The sequence below is a fragment of the Sporosarcina sp. BI001-red genome (assembly GCF_003384035.1).
In the GTDB taxonomy this organism is placed as follows: domain Bacteria; phylum Bacillota; class Bacilli; order Bacillales_A; family Planococcaceae; genus Sporosarcina.
In genome coordinates this window covers 128597-142489 of the sequence record NZ_QQAK01000017.1, presented here as the reverse complement: position 1 = coordinate 142489, position 13893 = coordinate 128597, and the positions used below count along the sequence as shown (strand labels likewise).

The following is a 13893-nucleotide window of genomic DNA, read 5'->3' as shown; positions in this document are numbered from 1 at the left end:
GTTATGAAGTTGTTCCGAATTCCTCTTGTCCATACCATCCTGCAATATCACGAATGAGTTCAGGCACAAGGTAGTCGATCTTTTCAAATTTCATGTTGGGATAAAAGAACCCGAACGTAAACATATCAAGAGTTGCTAACTTGTACTCTTTTTCAGGATCCACAACTTTTTCACCGACATACAGTACGTCTCCGATCATCTTCAGATTCACATGTACCATAACGCCCATCATCGTTCCCCTGAAGCCAAGTCCTCTCACTTCTGTCCGAGGCCAATCGGGATGACAGGATATCTCGTAATAATCCCTTAGCGAACGACCTTTCACAGTGAGGACGCAAGCATTGATAGGATGAGGAAGCACACGATGCAAGTCTCGTTTAGTAACACTTCCTTGTGCTAAACTTCCAAGGAAAATTCCAGCGTTAAACAATCCACAATCCACTTTTGTATATGCGAGTAATGCTCGTCCAAAAAAGTTAGATAGTGGGCTTTCTGCGAAAAGGTTTTGTTTAAGAGGTATAGGAGCTGAGAAAACTTCTTCATCCAACAGTTCCGATCCCTCAGTGATCATCTGCTGAACAGCTTCAATCTCATGTGATTCCGCGATCAGCTCGTCCGCTGGTAATACAGCGGCCACCTTATCCACAATTTGACCATTTTCCAAGGTAAGTGTGACTTGCCCTACATACTGACCAAATTTTCCTGTCGCAGCTAACAACGTGTCTTCAACAATTTCACCATGGACAAATAAATGATGAGTATGCGCACCTAATATGACATCGATGTCGGAGGTTTCCTTTGCTAAAAGTCGATCTTCGTTGACTCCAAGATGAGAGAGACAAATAATGCAATCCACCGACTCGCTTATATCAGAAGCGAGTTTCACTAACAGGTCTCGTGGTTCTTGAATCATCCAACCTAATTTTCCATAGAATAGCTCATACACAGCAGTAGCACCGATCACAGCAAGTTTCACACCGTTGTGCGTCGTATAACACGTATATGGCACAGCCCACTTTAGCTCTCGCCCATCGCTATTCCTAAGGTTTGCAACAATCACATCAAACTGGGCGGCTGAATACAATTCCTCGAGTGCTTCATGAGATAACGTAATTCCTTCATTATTTCCTATCGTCACCGCATCATATTTAGCTCGATTCAGCAGCTCGATATTTCCTTTCCCCTTAGTTGCTTCTGTAAATGGATGGGACCGATCAACGAAATCCCCAAGATCGAAAACAAAACAAGACTCTCCAGCCTGTTCGTGTTCTTTACGTTTATCCAAAAGGAATTCACTGATTCCTGGCCAATTGTCAAAATGACTATGAATGTCGTTTGTATGATAAATATGAATGGTTTCTGTTTTTTCAGCGATCGTTGTCACCTCCAAATCCCATCAATAATTGAATTCAACCCGAACAATAGCAAGAGTATGCGTAACACGACAACCAGTGTTTCAGAACTCATCTTTTTGTTCAACATGGATCCCAGTGTTCCTCCGATATAAGCACCTGGAATGACTGCGAGTGAATAGAGCCAAGGAACGTGCCCTAGATAAATATGCGTCCCTGAATTAATAAGTGCAGACAAAAACACCATGAGCATTGACGTCCCGACTGCCACGTGCGGTGGAAATAGGAATAATAGAAGCATCGCAGGTACGATCATTGCACCGCCACCTATTCCAAATAAGCCTGACATTAAGCCAATAACAAATGTTAACAGAAGGGCAAACCAGATCGGATATCCATACACATGGGTTTCACCTTGTGGATCTGTGAATGTGATTTCTTTTCCGTGATTCACAAACCAATTAATAGGTTTCAAATACTTTTTGACGAGCAATAGACCCGCTAAAAAGATCAGTAAAATGCCAAAGTATAAGTTAAAAGAGCCTAAATCTAGACTCTTATTAAAAAAAGCTCCTAGAATCGTGCCTGGGACACTACCTGCGAAAAAGATGTATCCACTCTTATAGTCCACTGTTTTAGCTTTCATATGAAAAAGTGTGGAAGACAGTCCGTTAAATACCATCATGATCACGGACATCCCTACGACCGTCTGGGGTGTCACATGGGGAATCCAACCTAAGTCAATCCCCACTAATATCGTGACTGGGACAAAAATTGTACCTCCACCCAGTCCTACGAGTGAACCGACCACTCCTGATAGCATTCCAATGACAATTAGCAAAACATATTCCATCGTTATTCCCCCTCAAAGATGTCGAGCTGTTTAGGAGCCAGGTCTTCGAAGGAGAGATGAAGCATTTTCTGAAAACGTTTGGCATTCTCTGCAGCATGCCCACCTGAATTATTATTGAAAATAACGGCAACATAATCGGCTTGCTTTACTACCTGCTCTACGGTTGCTTGGACACCTTTTAACTCACTATCATTATAATCATACAAATAACGTACTTCCCGCCACGCTTCCCTGCTTCCACCCGGGTTACGCCAACCTGCTACATTGCGCCCATGGAGCCGAATAACCGCTTTATCGCTCCGAGTGACACTTGGAACGAAAGGAACACTTCCCGTACCTGCTTGCGGCTCATCTGCAATTACATGGATCAGATGGTTGGCTTCAAGGAAACTGAGTGTCTTTTCGCGGTATTGTTCTTCATACCAAGACTGGTGACGGAACTCTATGCCGATATCGAATCCTTCTAATTGCTTACTTATGTATCGTATTTCATCGACATTCTCTTTGACACAATCGAACCAAGGTGGGAACTGCACTAAAATCAGCGACAGTTTGCCCGCTTCTAGCAGGGGTTGCATGGACAGTCGGAAGAGCTCAAACATTTCTTCCTTCGATTCATACGGCAGTTCTCCGCGTATATGTCCGGTCATCCCCTGGTACGCTTTGACGATGAACCCGAAGTGATCAGGCGTTTCCCGAATCCATTTCCGGATATTCCGTTCAGGCTGGATTGCATAGAATGTTGCATCAAGTTCTACAACTGGAAAATGCGAACTATAGTCCATCAATTTTTCCTTTGCTGTGGATGAGGGCGCATACACATCAGGGTGGTCGCCCCATCCAGTTAAGCCGATTTCAATCATGTACAGCCCTCCAATCGTGTACGAATCAGGTACCCTCATCATATCATAACTAATCCGTTTTTCTGGACTTCAGAACTGTCTTTTGACAAAAAACGACCTTTGCACTTAGGCAAAGATCAGCTGTTACGATTCTTCTTTTACATAGACGGTCCATCCATGTTGCTTTCTCAAACGTTCAGCTGCAACTACTGCATCTTCTTTGGATAGAAATGTCCCCGTGACTAAACGAAATGTCATGGATGCGTTTGAAGGAGACGCTGTGTTGGACTTCTTTTTAAGTCGGTAATAATCGATGATTGCATCAGCTATTGCTTCACCTTGGGCTTTCAAGGTATGAGGATTTCTGAGTGCATGGATATCTGTTCGGGAATCCATGAAGCCCCCTTCAATGAGGATAGCAGGCATTTTAGTTTCACGGAGTACATGTAAGTTTTTCTTTCGTACGCCTCGATCTCTCAGACCCATCGCTCGCACGAGTCTTGGCTGAATGAGTTGTGCAAGCTTGTCTGCCTTCGAACTTGAACGATTCCCCTCGAACGTATACGTTTCGACGCCACCCCAGTCGCCCCAAACACCTGTATTGGCGTTGTGATGAAAGGATAGGTAGACGTCAGCATTCCATGCATTCGCCTGGTCTGTACGCGTTTTTAATGGGATATCCGTCTTACCAGTTGGATCATCCACTCGCAACAACTCGACTGTTTCATACATTTTCAGTTTCGTCTGGGCCGCTAAAAGAACTGCATTGTTAAACATCCATTCTTTCTCACCATTCGGCGTTTGTTTTCCAGGCGTCCTTAAACCATGTCCAGCATCAAGTACAATTTTAACCATCCCCTATTCTCCTTCCTAGTGCTAGTTAGTTATTCATCTGTTATATAGATACTTACTAACACAAAGGATACGATTCGGGGGTGTATAACGGAAACTAAAAAGGTGCTCCCTTAGAGTAGCCATGACGACTACTGCTAAGACAACACCTACATCGCATAATCAATACTTTCTCAAAAAACTCGGCTTCGTCTGAAACCATTCATTACAGACAAAGTGATGACACCGCTCAATGATTCGTTCTACAACTTGGGTTTGGTTCGCTAACACCCGGACCGAGAATCCGCCCATTGGTAAACGGGAAATTCCAATTCTGCAATCGATTTCGGAATCTGCAACTTCTTGATACAGCTGATTGACGAACTTTTCAGTGATGTTTTCACGTACTGCTAAAATGGAGCCTAAGTGTGTGTACCCTTCCATTGAACCAAGTGAATCCATTTTCTGATGTGCTGGCTCCAATTTGATATGGTCAAACACTGCCAATTCATCATCCACATAGATTTCGGTTATCAAACGAAGCTGCTCATAGCTAAAATTCCGGTCTTCTGGCGACCAGCCAGGGGTCAAAATATCTGAATAGAACAATGTTGACGTTCGATCCATTCGCACAACCGTTTTTTGTGTAAAACGAGCCTGTTCATAAGCAATAAGCGGATCAGGGAGATACTCCAAGTAGCTTCCTTCCTTCAAGTGGAATTCTGCTTCTTGAAGAACGTGGTTCCGAGGGGTTTTATAGACTTTAGTTGCAGATTGGGTCGTAAGGGTAAGGCGTGCTTGTTTTTCAGCCGTTATTTCCATCCGATACCTGTCACCATCCAGATAACCACCGCCTGGATTCAAAAGATAATAACATGCTTGTCCCGATGCCGAAAGATAAATCGGTCGCATCACTTTAAGCGCACCTTCAAAATAGACACGTTTCGGCACCGTCTTGCCATTTCGGTCTTCTACTGATAGACGTAAAAGTCCTGTCCACTCAGACAATTAGTGAAGACCCCTTAGCAACACATGCTCCTCTATCCAATGAATGACTTCATCAAGCCCTGAATTATCTTTAAGGTTCGTAAATACAAACGGCTTATCTCCTCGGAATACCTTCGTATCCGCCTCCATCACATCCAAGCTAGCACCAACGTAGGGAGCCAAATCCGTTTTATTGATGATGAATAAATCGGATTTGATCATCCCTTGTCCACCCTTACGTGGAATCTTTTCTCCCTGCGCTACATCGATAATATAAATAGAAAAGTCCACAAGTTCCGGACTAAAGGTAGCTGCTAAATTATCGCCACCACTTTCCACAAAAATAAGCTCCACATCGGGATGCTTGCCAATCAATTCATCGATGGCTGAAAAGTTCATGGAAGCATCTTCTCGAATTGCCGTGTGCGGGCATCCCCCAGTTTCCACTCCAATGATTCGATCTTCTGGTAATATCCCATGTTGGATTAAGAACTTTGCATCTTCTTTTGTATAGATATCGTTGGTAACAACCGCCATACTTACTTGCCCCTGCAAGGAACGAGTCAATTTTTCCACTAGAAGCGTTTTACCTGCACCAACTGGACCACCTACACCAATTTTTATCGGTTTCATATGAAATCTCCTTTACCATCACGACATGAAGATACGAATATTAACATGTTCGTGCTTCATCTGTGCTATTTCCAAACCTGGTGAAACAATACCAAAGTCTTCTACATCCAAGTGTTGAATGATTTCCGTGGCTTTTTGTAATTCATCGTGAAATTGCTGAATGGTTTTCTGTCCATCTGTTTGACCTAAAGGAATTGCTCGGACCGCATTTTGTATCAAACTACTACAAGTCGAGTACAAATAATACAATGTAGTGGAGTATGAAGATATGTTCAAATGATGACCAACAATAGTAAATACAATTGAAGGATGACCAAATGATTGTTTCTTCTTTATTCTGTCCAGATAGGTGGTTAAAACCGGAATGTCGTAGAGGGATTGAACGAGTTTTGCCATTCCTTGTCCAATTTTTTGGGTCCCTTCCCGAGTCTCCGATGGCAAATTTTGTACAGTCAGTTTATGATCCAAATCCCATAGTGTATCTAAATCATCCTGTTCCAACGCAATGAACGCAATCTTACAAGCCAGCCCATCCGTATAGATAAGTTGTTCGTTTAAAAATGCCGTCAGCCATTGGGTAAAAGACTGTCGATCAATTATCTGACCTTCCTGAATATACGTTTCCAATCCATAGGAGTGACTGAATGCACCCGTTGGAAAGTTCGAATCGCAAAGCTGCATTAAAGGTAAATACTGCTCAGTCATGACTATGTCCAATATGACGGAATGCTTGTCGTACTTTACGTTCCTCACGTACGAAAGGAATCTTCATTTGTTGAAGCAACTCTTCGACAAGATAGTCATACTGAACCAGCATGTCATCTTCTTCAAATTGTGCCGGAAGATGACGATTTCCCAAGTTATGTGCAATCGTTCCCATTTCTTTCAAACTGCGTGGCTGGATGACAATCAAATCGTCTGAAATGACGTCAATCATAATTAGGTTATGATCATCCATGAACAAGACATCGCCTGCTTGAAGATCACGTGGCTGTTTCAATCGAATGCCGATTTCTTTTCCATGATCTGTTTTCACACGTTGGACTCTCTTGACTAAATGTGCGCTTTCCAAATAGACTTTTTCAATGTGCCTCTTTTGGACTTCTGCATCATCCAACTGATGGATATTCGTTACAACTTCCTCTACTATCATGCTTTCTCACCTCAAAATAGAAAATATCGTTGTGCCATCGGTAATTTGTCTTCCGGTTCGCACGTAATATACTCACCGTTCACGTGTACTTCATATGTTTGTGGATCCACCGTGATTTCAGGTGTTTCGCAATTTAATTTCATATCTTTTTTCGTCAAGGTACGTATTCCTCCAACAGGTAAAATGATCCGTTGCAGTCCGAGTTTTTCATGAACCTTATCATCGTAAGCTGCTTGTGAAATAAAGGTGATGGCAGTAGTTTGCATCGTCTTCCCAACTTGCCCGTACATCGGACGATAAATCACAGGCTGAGGTGTAGGAATCGATGCGTTCGCATCCCCCATCAGACTCTCAACAATAAAACCGTTTTTTAAGATCATTTCCGGCTTCACTCCAAAAAATGCGGGGGACCATAGCACAAGATCTGCATACTTACCGACTTCCACAGAACCGATGAATTGGGAAAACCCATGGGTAATCGCAGGATTAATGGTATATTTTGCGACATATCGTTTCACCCGTGTATTGTCGGAGTGTTCCTCGTCGCCTTCCATCGTACCTCGTTGTTTCTTCATTTTGTTAGCCGTTTGCCAAGTACGCAACACGACTTCCCCCACGCGCCCCATTGCTTGCGCGTCGGAACTCGTCATACTGAATACCCCCATGTCTTGGAGGATATCTTCTGCAGCAATCGTTTCACGGCGAATTCGAGAGTCAGCAAATGCCAAGTCTTCGGGTATAGATGGATTCAAGTGATGACATACCATCAGCATATCTAAATGTTCATCCACTGTATTGACGGTAAATGGTAATGTCGGATTGGTGGAAGAAGGTAAAATGTTTGGATAGCCTGCAGATTTGATTAGGTCGGGCGCATGCCCACCGCCTGCTCCCTCGGTGTGATACATATGAATGACACGGTCTTTTATGGCAGCCATCGTATCTTCCATGAACCCACCTTCATTTAACGTATCCGCATGCAATGCGACTTGAACGTCGTACTTATCCGCCACGGTTAGTGCATGATCGATTGCTGAGGGGGTGGCACCCCAATCTTCGTGAACTTTCAATCCTATAACTCCCGCTTTTACCTGATCAATTAAAGGCTTCTCATCTGCAGCCTGTCCTTTTCCAGTAAAGCCAACATTGATCGGCAATCCCTCTGCCGCTTCGAGCATCCGGTGAATATGCCATTCACCCGGAGTAACCGTCGTCGCTTTCGAACCCGCCGTAGGCCCTGTGCCACCGCCAATTAGGGTAGTCACTCCGGAAGCTAATGCGGTTCTAACCTGATCAGGATTGATGAAATGGACATGTGTGTCAATTCCACCCGCCGTTACAATTAATCCTTCCCCTGCAATTATTTCCGTGGATGCACCAATGACAATGGTTACACCGTCCATAATGTTAGGGTTACCTGCCTTGCCAATTCCAGAAATTTTGCCGTCACGGATTGCGATATCCGCTTTAATAATCCCTGTATAATCGACAATCACCGCATTGGTGATAACCGTATCTGGAGCGCCATCTTCACGTGTAACAAGTGGATCTTGACCCATTCCATCGCGGATTACTTTCCCACCGCCAAATACTACTTCATCACCATATACGGTATGATCTTTTTCCACACGAATGAATAAATCCGTATCTGCCAATCGGATCGAATCACCCGTTGTGGGGCCATACATTTGTGCGTATTGTTCACGTGACATTCTAAAACCCATTACTGGCACCTACCTTCTATAGAACCATCTACTTTATTGTTAAAACCATATACTCGCTGTTCGCCTGCGTAGCAAATCAATTCAATTTCTTTCTCATCACCTGGCTCAAATCGTACCGCTGCACCCGCTGGGATATTCAATCGTTTTCCAAAGGCCTTCTCCCGTTCGAACTGCATGGCTCCGTTCACTTCATAAAAATGATAATGTGACCCCACCTGAATCGGTCGGTCTCCAGTGTTCTTTGCCGTTAGGGTGGTAATAGTTCTATCATCATTAATGATGATTTCATCATCTTTCAAGATTAATTCTCCCGGATGCATTGTACGTTCCTCCCATGTTGTATTAATTAATTGGTTGATGAACTGTGACTAGTTTTGTTCCATCAGGAAAGGTCGCTTCCACTTGCACGTCATGGATCATTTCAGGAACACCGTCCATCACATCCTCGCGTGATAAGATAGTTCCGCCAAACTCCATTAACTCGGCAACGGTTCTTCCATCTCGTGCTCCTTCCAATACTTCATTCGTAATTAGTGCAACTGATTCGGGATGGTTCAATTTCAAGCCTCTTTCTTTCCTTTTTCTAGCCACATCTGCGGCTACGACTATGAGAAGCTTATCAATTTCTCTGGGTAATAAGTGCATTTTACGGTCCTCCCATTCAATATGGTCTCTATAGTACAACCAGTCTTCACTTACCATATTGTCCATGGCCATTTACATTTATTCTTAATCCAAAATTATTCACGTATTTCTCAAACAACACTTTTCATTAACTTCTTAAAGGACTAAGAATTTAAATAGCTTATAGAATTAATCCGGAAAGCCATTGAGTCAAATAGGTGTAAATACTTAAGTAAAACATTACTTCATCATGTCTTCCTTATAAATTTGTTTAAATTGCACATATTATAGCTACATATATATGTTGACAACAGATTAGAAAAGGTGGATTCCGTAATGTCTATAAATCCCGTTATTACTTGGCGTGAGATTACGACTGCAACTTGCAAAGGCGTTTCACAGGTACTTTTTATTGAAAATACAATAACTGGTATATTCATTTTACTTGCTATCGCGGTTTCCTCCCCATTGCTTGGCATAGTTGCTTTACTCTCTTCTCTTTTCGGTACACTGATTGGAATAGCTGGTAAAGCCGATGAGCAATTGATACACCAAGGCCTTCTAGGATATAGCCCTGTTCTCACAGGCATGGCTCTTATGCTGTTTTTGACAGGTCCTTACCATTGGATCATCGCTTTAGTGGGCGCAGTCGTAACAGCATTCTTTTCAGTTACGGTCATGCATTTTATGAGACATAGTGAAATTCCTGTCTTAACATTTCCGTTCATTATTGTTAGTTGGATAATATTGTTGGCGTCCTATCGACTGGACATTATTCAATTGTCTTCCGATTTAGTTCCACAAGACTTATCTCGCTGGGACTTGCATATTGCTGGGAAAGTCAGTGCTGTGCAGGCTATGCTCAACGGTATGGGACAGATCTTTTTTCTTCATAATTTAGCGTCTGGTGTTTTGCTGTATATCGGGCTATTCTGGGCAGGTTGGCGATTCGGTGTTTTTGCGATTGTAGGGAATATTTTTGCTGTTCTAACGGCTTTTGCTTTATTTGCAGAGCACTCATTAATCCACGCAGGTTTGTATGGCTACAATGCGATTTTAACTATTCTCGCGGTATCGGTTGTTTTTAAAGATGCAACAAATCGCTTGGCAATTTTGACAGGAATTCTAGGGGCATGTCTTTCGGTTCCAATGACTGGTGCAGTCACTACCTTGCTCATGCCGTATGGGCTCCCTGCCTTCACGATGCCATTCGTATTATGCACATGGCTGTTGTTAGGGGCTCGAAAGCTACTCCCTAATTTCTAATCAAAAAAACTCGCTTCCGATTTCGGAGCGAGTCTTTTTAACAATTCATTATAATTGTTTCTTTGTAATTTCATGTACTTTCTCTTCTACCTCTTTGACATGTCGATCCAGCAATGCCTGTTGAGGCTGTGGATGATACCAAGTAATTTCCCCGCTCTCTAGGATTCCCGTGTACTCTTCGCCTTCTATTACGAGACTAAATTGATTAAGCTCGTGCACTTGATCTTCAAAAAGCGGCTCAATTATTTTAAAATCATCAAACACGCAATGACCCCCTTCCCATAGTTTTCACTTTACGTTGAACAGTATGTGTATATGGTAAAGATCGTAACCATTTTTTATGAAAATAAATGGCACGCGTGAATGGAAAAGTTCAATCAGCCAACTTTGAAAAATCGAGCCTGCGTGTACTGATGCGATCTAGCAAATAAGAGTCATGGCTAATCGCCAAAATACCAATTCCTCGCTCTTCCGCCAATTTCAATAGTAATTTCCACAGTTTTAGTTGTGTCACAGTATCCAACATGGCAGTTGCTTCATCCGCTAATAGATAGGATGGGTTCGTTAGTAACGCACGTAACAAACAGAAGCGTTGCAGCTGTCCTGCCGATAATTCATGGGGATATCGGGAAAGCCATTGCGATTCAATTTGTAATTGTTCCATCAGATAGTCGTCTGACGCCCCGGCCTCTTCGAGTAACTTGGACAACTTCCATGTTGGATTAATCGTTTGCTCTGGATGCTGCCAAATTAGTTGAATAGGATGCGCTACTTTCGTAACTGTTTTCACGATGCTTTCCCCACCTAATTCAATCAAGCCCTCTGCCGGTTGAATATAACCCGACAGAACTTTGGCCATTGTCGTCTTGCCCGAACCGCTTTTTCCAGACAATCCGACTACTTCTCCCGGGGGAAGTTGCAAGTCCAAATTGCGAAACAACCACTTCCCAGAATTACGATAACCAATTTTCTTCGCTTGGAGCATGATTACACCTAACTTTCTCCCCCCTTATAGGGAGAATGAATTTTCAGGTAGAGCTCTCCATAATGCTTTAGTATAAGGGTGTCGCAGTCTATCTCCCCTACCGGAAAAATATTTAACATCCGCAACTTCCACAATCCTACCCGCTTTACAGACTGCAATTCGGTCGGCAATTTGCACCGCCATCCTGATATCATGCGTGATCAGTACAATCCCTTTTCCTTCTACAGACAACTGTTTCAAAAGACTGACCACGGTGTGAAGGGATTCTTCATCCAGTCCTGGCGTCGGTTCATCAGCAATCACCAAATCTGCTTCAATTGCCAGCGCCATTGCCCCTAACACTTTTCTTGCCATTCCTCCTGATAATTCAAATGGATGAAGTGAGTAGGTTTTTCGGGGCAGTCCGACCTTATCCAATAACTCCAAAGTGACCTGCATCTTATTTCCTTTTTTCAAAACAGATTGGATCTGTTTTCCTACCTTCATAAACGGATCCAATGCTTCCACCGATTGTGGAAGTAGGAAGATACTTTTGCCGCGAAGTCGTTGTTGCTCAGCAGATTGAATTTTTCTCCCTTTGAACAGCATACGACCACCCCAATATCCATTTGAAGGCAATAGCCCAATAAAAGCCTGTGCCAACAAGCTCTTTCCCGATCCACTTTCCCCAATTATGGCCACGATTTCTCCTGAACGAATCGAGAAGTCTATACCATGAATCATGACTTGACGGTTACCAACCGATCCTTCAAATCCAACCGATAACGACTGTGCCTCAAAAAGAGGAGGATTTGGTTTCCCTGTCATGATGTTGCCCCCCTTTCACTTTCAGCTGTTCCCCTAGTAATCTTCCATACCAATCAACCGAAAGCACGGTAGCCAGTAATATTAAACCGGGGAATACTGCCATCCACCAAATACCTGCAGTTAAAAATCCCATCGCTTCTGATAGAATACTGCCAATTGCAGGTTGTTCCGGGGGCAATCCAAACCCTAGAAAGGTGATCGCCGCTTCATGCAAAATCGCGTGAGGAAACATTAATACGAACCCTACGACGATTTGCGGCAACAAAAGAATCACTATATGATTCCCGGCAATCCATGCTTTCGTTTTACCTAGTTGTTTAGATACATGGATGAAAGGTTCTTCATTGATCTGAAGAATTTCACTGCGTAATAAGCGATAAAGTTTTGGCCAATGTGTCAATGTTAAGCCGATAATCAGCCCTTTTAAACCACCGCCCATGGCGAATGACAGAAGCAGAAGCATAACTAAGTGAGGTAGGCTCAATAATAGATCTGCCACCCACACAATGACTGTATCTATTCTAATGTGCCACCAGGACAGAATGCCGAATGTTACAGCTAACAGCGTACTGAATAGGGCAGCAAATAAACCGATAGTGAGACTTCTTGTCAATCCGGACATCGTTCGAAAAAACAAATCCCTCCCTAGCCAATCGGTTCCAAAAATATGTGTCAGACTGGGAGGCTCATTTCTCAACTGTAAGTTCACCACCACTTGCCCATTGGAAAAAGCACCAAATGCAAGCAGAGCTAAGAGCATACTTAACGGCAACCAGAAGAACCAGCGATTGCTACGTCTGCGCTTCACTTTTTGTGAATTGGTTTCATTTCCTGCTTGCATTAGATTGCCCCCTTTCTCAATCGGGGGTCAACAGCAATATATAAAACATCCGCTAATAGGTTGCCAACAAATACAAACAGCGCACTTGCAAGGACCATCCCTAAAAGCAACGGCACATCTCCGCCCAATCCTGCTTCCACTAGTGCTTTGCCCATTCCAGGATAGGAAAATACTTGCTCCGCCACAATGGCACCTCCAAATATTTCACCAAAAGAAGCAAAATGCATCGAAACTGCCGGCAGGAGAACGCTGCGGAAACCATGAAGTCGGAACAATCTTAAACCCTTCATTCCTTTTCCTTTGGCAAATTGGATAAATGGTTGTTGATAGATTTCGATGACTTTTTCTCTAGTATGCAATGCAACATTAGCAACACCTAGAATACTAAGCGTTGCAATTGGTAGAATCACATGATGTAGACGATCCATCCACGTTACTTCCCCAGCAAGCAAACCGGCGGGCGTCCCTAGTCCAACTGGAAACCAGCCCAGGTGCACTGCAAAAAACATCAGAAACAGTAAACCAACCCAAAATCCCGGAGAAGACGCTAACACGTAGCAATATAAGCGAATCCCCTTATCAACAAATGTTCCAGTATTCAGACCAGAAAACACTCCAAGCATGAAGCCCAATATTCCTGATAATATCCATGCACCGCCCGTCAGTAAAAGGGTAGCTCCAAGTCGTTCCGCTATCAGATCCGCGACAGGAGTCCGGTAAATCATAGAGGTACCTAAATCTCCGTGAAATACTGCCTTCATCCAATGGACAAATTGCTCTAGCGGATTTCGATCCAGTCCCCAATAAGAAGAAATCCTCTCCAGCTGCTCGGGACTGACTGTCATCATATCAGCTCCTATATAAGCTCTAACAGGATCAATCGGAGAACTTTTCACGAGCATAAAGGACAACAGACTTACACCTATTAGTAACAAAACAAGCCGCACACACTTCCGCAGTAACACCTCAAATAACTTCATAGCCCGCATCATCCA

17 protein-coding genes are annotated in these 13893 nt (G+C 43.3%); 1 reads left to right on the top strand and 16 read right to left on the bottom strand.

The window, feature by feature from the left end; genetic code table 11:
* Position 1 precedes the first annotated feature (1 nt).
* The 11 genes from DVB69_RS17190 to DVB69_RS17140 all read right to left on the bottom strand — a co-directional run bounded on the left by DVB69_RS17190 (position 2) and on the right by DVB69_RS17140 (position 9020).
* The gene (locus DVB69_RS17190; protein ID WP_116020329.1) at positions 2-1384 is read right to left on the bottom strand and encodes a bifunctional metallophosphatase/5'-nucleotidase; all 1383 of its coding nucleotides are present in this window, start codon (positions 1382-1384) and stop codon (positions 2-4) included.
* A complete protein-coding gene (locus DVB69_RS17185; RefSeq protein ID WP_116020328.1) occupies positions 1381-2205 on the bottom strand; it encodes a sulfite exporter TauE/SafE family protein in 825 nt (274 codons plus the stop codon). The genes DVB69_RS17190 and DVB69_RS17185 overlap by 4 nt, the downstream gene beginning before the upstream one ends.
* 2 nt (positions 2206-2207) lie before the next feature.
* Entirely contained in the window at positions 2208-3068 is an 861-nt protein-coding gene (locus tag DVB69_RS17180; protein WP_116020327.1) for a DUF72 domain-containing protein, read from the bottom strand.
* A gap of 123 nt (positions 3069-3191) precedes the next feature.
* Positions 3192-3902, bottom strand: a complete 711-nt coding sequence (locus DVB69_RS17175) for an N-acetylmuramoyl-L-alanine amidase family protein (RefSeq protein WP_116020326.1) — start codon at positions 3900-3902, stop codon at positions 3192-3194.
* Positions 3903-4061: 159 nt separating this feature from the next.
* Positions 4062-4886, bottom strand: a complete 825-nt coding sequence (locus tag DVB69_RS17170; RefSeq protein ID WP_116020325.1) for an urease accessory protein UreD — start codon at positions 4884-4886, stop codon at positions 4062-4064.
* A complete protein-coding gene (gene ureG, locus DVB69_RS17165; RefSeq protein WP_116020324.1) occupies positions 4887-5498 on the bottom strand; it encodes an urease accessory protein UreG in 612 nt (203 codons plus the stop codon). It abuts the gene before it with no gap.
* 18 nt (positions 5499-5516) lie between these two features.
* Complete coding sequence (locus tag DVB69_RS17160) at positions 5517-6203, bottom strand: urease accessory protein UreF (protein WP_116020323.1); 687 nt, start codon at positions 6201-6203, stop codon at positions 5517-5519.
* Positions 6196-6651, bottom strand: a complete 456-nt coding sequence (gene ureE, locus DVB69_RS17155; RefSeq protein WP_116020322.1) for an urease accessory protein UreE — start codon at positions 6649-6651, stop codon at positions 6196-6198. The genes DVB69_RS17160 and ureE overlap by 8 nt, the downstream gene beginning before the upstream one ends.
* A gap of 11 nt (positions 6652-6662) precedes the next feature.
* Complete coding sequence (ureC, locus tag DVB69_RS17150) at positions 6663-8375, bottom strand: urease subunit alpha (protein WP_116020321.1); 1713 nt, start codon at positions 8373-8375, stop codon at positions 6663-6665.
* Positions 8375-8695, bottom strand: a complete 321-nt coding sequence (locus DVB69_RS17145) for an urease subunit beta (protein ID WP_116020320.1) — start codon at positions 8693-8695, stop codon at positions 8375-8377. The genes ureC and DVB69_RS17145 overlap by 1 nt, the downstream gene beginning before the upstream one ends.
* A gap of 22 nt (positions 8696-8717) precedes the next feature.
* Positions 8718-9020 (bottom strand): urease subunit gamma, encoded by a 303-nt coding sequence (locus DVB69_RS17140; RefSeq protein WP_116020319.1) that lies wholly within the window; start codon positions 9018-9020, stop codon positions 8718-8720.
* A gap of 315 nt (positions 9021-9335) precedes the next feature.
* On the opposite strand from DVB69_RS17140, the gene DVB69_RS17135 reads away from it, so the two are divergent.
* A complete protein-coding gene (locus DVB69_RS17135; RefSeq protein ID WP_116020318.1) occupies positions 9336-10265 on the top strand; it encodes an urea transporter in 930 nt (309 codons plus the stop codon).
* A gap of 48 nt (positions 10266-10313) precedes the next feature.
* On the opposite strand, the gene DVB69_RS17130 is transcribed toward DVB69_RS17135, so the two are convergent.
* From DVB69_RS17130 to DVB69_RS17110, 5 genes are all read right to left on the bottom strand, one after another.
* Positions 10314-10529 (bottom strand): hypothetical protein, encoded by a 216-nt coding sequence (locus DVB69_RS17130; protein WP_116020317.1) that lies wholly within the window; start codon positions 10527-10529, stop codon positions 10314-10316.
* A gap of 109 nt (positions 10530-10638) precedes the next feature.
* Positions 10639-11250 (bottom strand): ATP-binding cassette domain-containing protein, encoded by a 612-nt coding sequence (locus DVB69_RS17125; protein WP_116020316.1) that lies wholly within the window; start codon positions 11248-11250, stop codon positions 10639-10641.
* 24 nt (positions 11251-11274) lie between these two features.
* Positions 11275-12057, bottom strand: a complete 783-nt coding sequence (locus DVB69_RS17120; protein ID WP_116020315.1) for an ATP-binding cassette domain-containing protein — start codon at positions 12055-12057, stop codon at positions 11275-11277.
* Entirely contained in the window at positions 12026-12898 is an 873-nt protein-coding gene (locus tag DVB69_RS17115; RefSeq protein WP_116020314.1) for an ABC transporter permease, read from the bottom strand. The genes DVB69_RS17120 and DVB69_RS17115 overlap by 32 nt, the downstream gene beginning before the upstream one ends.
* A complete protein-coding gene (locus DVB69_RS17110; protein WP_370453001.1) occupies positions 12898-13890 on the bottom strand; it encodes an ABC transporter permease in 993 nt (330 codons plus the stop codon). The genes DVB69_RS17115 and DVB69_RS17110 overlap by 1 nt, the downstream gene beginning before the upstream one ends.
* Between the last annotated feature and the right edge of the window lie 3 nt (positions 13891-13893).

Coding starts and splice junctions, on each gene's coding strand:
- ureG (WP_116020324.1), bottom strand. CDS start 5,498: ATGAAACCGATAAAAATTGGTGTAGGTGGTCCAGTTGGTGCAGGTAAA.
- ureE (WP_116020322.1), bottom strand. CDS start 6,651: ATGATAGTAGAGGAAGTTGTAACGAATATCCATCAGTTGGATGATGCA.
- DVB69_RS17140 (WP_116020319.1), bottom strand. CDS start 9,020: ATGCACTTATTACCCAGAGAAATTGATAAGCTTCTCATAGTCGTAGCC.
- DVB69_RS17175 (WP_116020326.1), bottom strand. CDS start 3,902: ATGGTTAAAATTGTACTTGATGCTGGACATGGTTTAAGGACGCCTGGA.
- DVB69_RS17115 (WP_116020314.1), bottom strand. CDS start 12,898: ATGCAAGCAGGAAATGAAACCAATTCACAAAAAGTGAAGCGCAGACGT.
- DVB69_RS17185 (WP_116020328.1), bottom strand. CDS start 2,205: ATGGAATATGTTTTGCTAATTGTCATTGGAATGCTATCAGGAGTGGTC.
- DVB69_RS17125 (WP_116020316.1), bottom strand. CDS start 11,250: ATGCTCCAAGCGAAGAAAATTGGTTATCGTAATTCTGGGAAGTGGTTG.
- DVB69_RS17135 (WP_116020318.1), top strand. CDS start 9,336: ATGTCTATAAATCCCGTTATTACTTGGCGTGAGATTACGACTGCAACT.
- DVB69_RS17110 (WP_370453001.1), bottom strand. CDS start 13,890: ATGATGCGGGCTATGAAGTTATTTGAGGTGTTACTGCGGAAGTGTGTG.
- DVB69_RS17180 (WP_116020327.1), bottom strand. CDS start 3,068: ATGATTGAAATCGGCTTAACTGGATGGGGCGACCACCCTGATGTGTAT.
- DVB69_RS17145 (WP_116020320.1), bottom strand. CDS start 8,695: ATGCATCCGGGAGAATTAATCTTGAAAGATGATGAAATCATCATTAAT.
- DVB69_RS17160 (WP_116020323.1), bottom strand. CDS start 6,203: ATGACTGAGCAGTATTTACCTTTAATGCAGCTTTGCGATTCGAACTTT.
- ureC (WP_116020321.1), bottom strand. CDS start 8,375: ATGGGTTTTAGAATGTCACGTGAACAATACGCACAAATGTATGGCCCC.
- DVB69_RS17120 (WP_116020315.1), bottom strand. CDS start 12,057: ATGACAGGGAAACCAAATCCTCCTCTTTTTGAGGCACAGTCGTTATCG.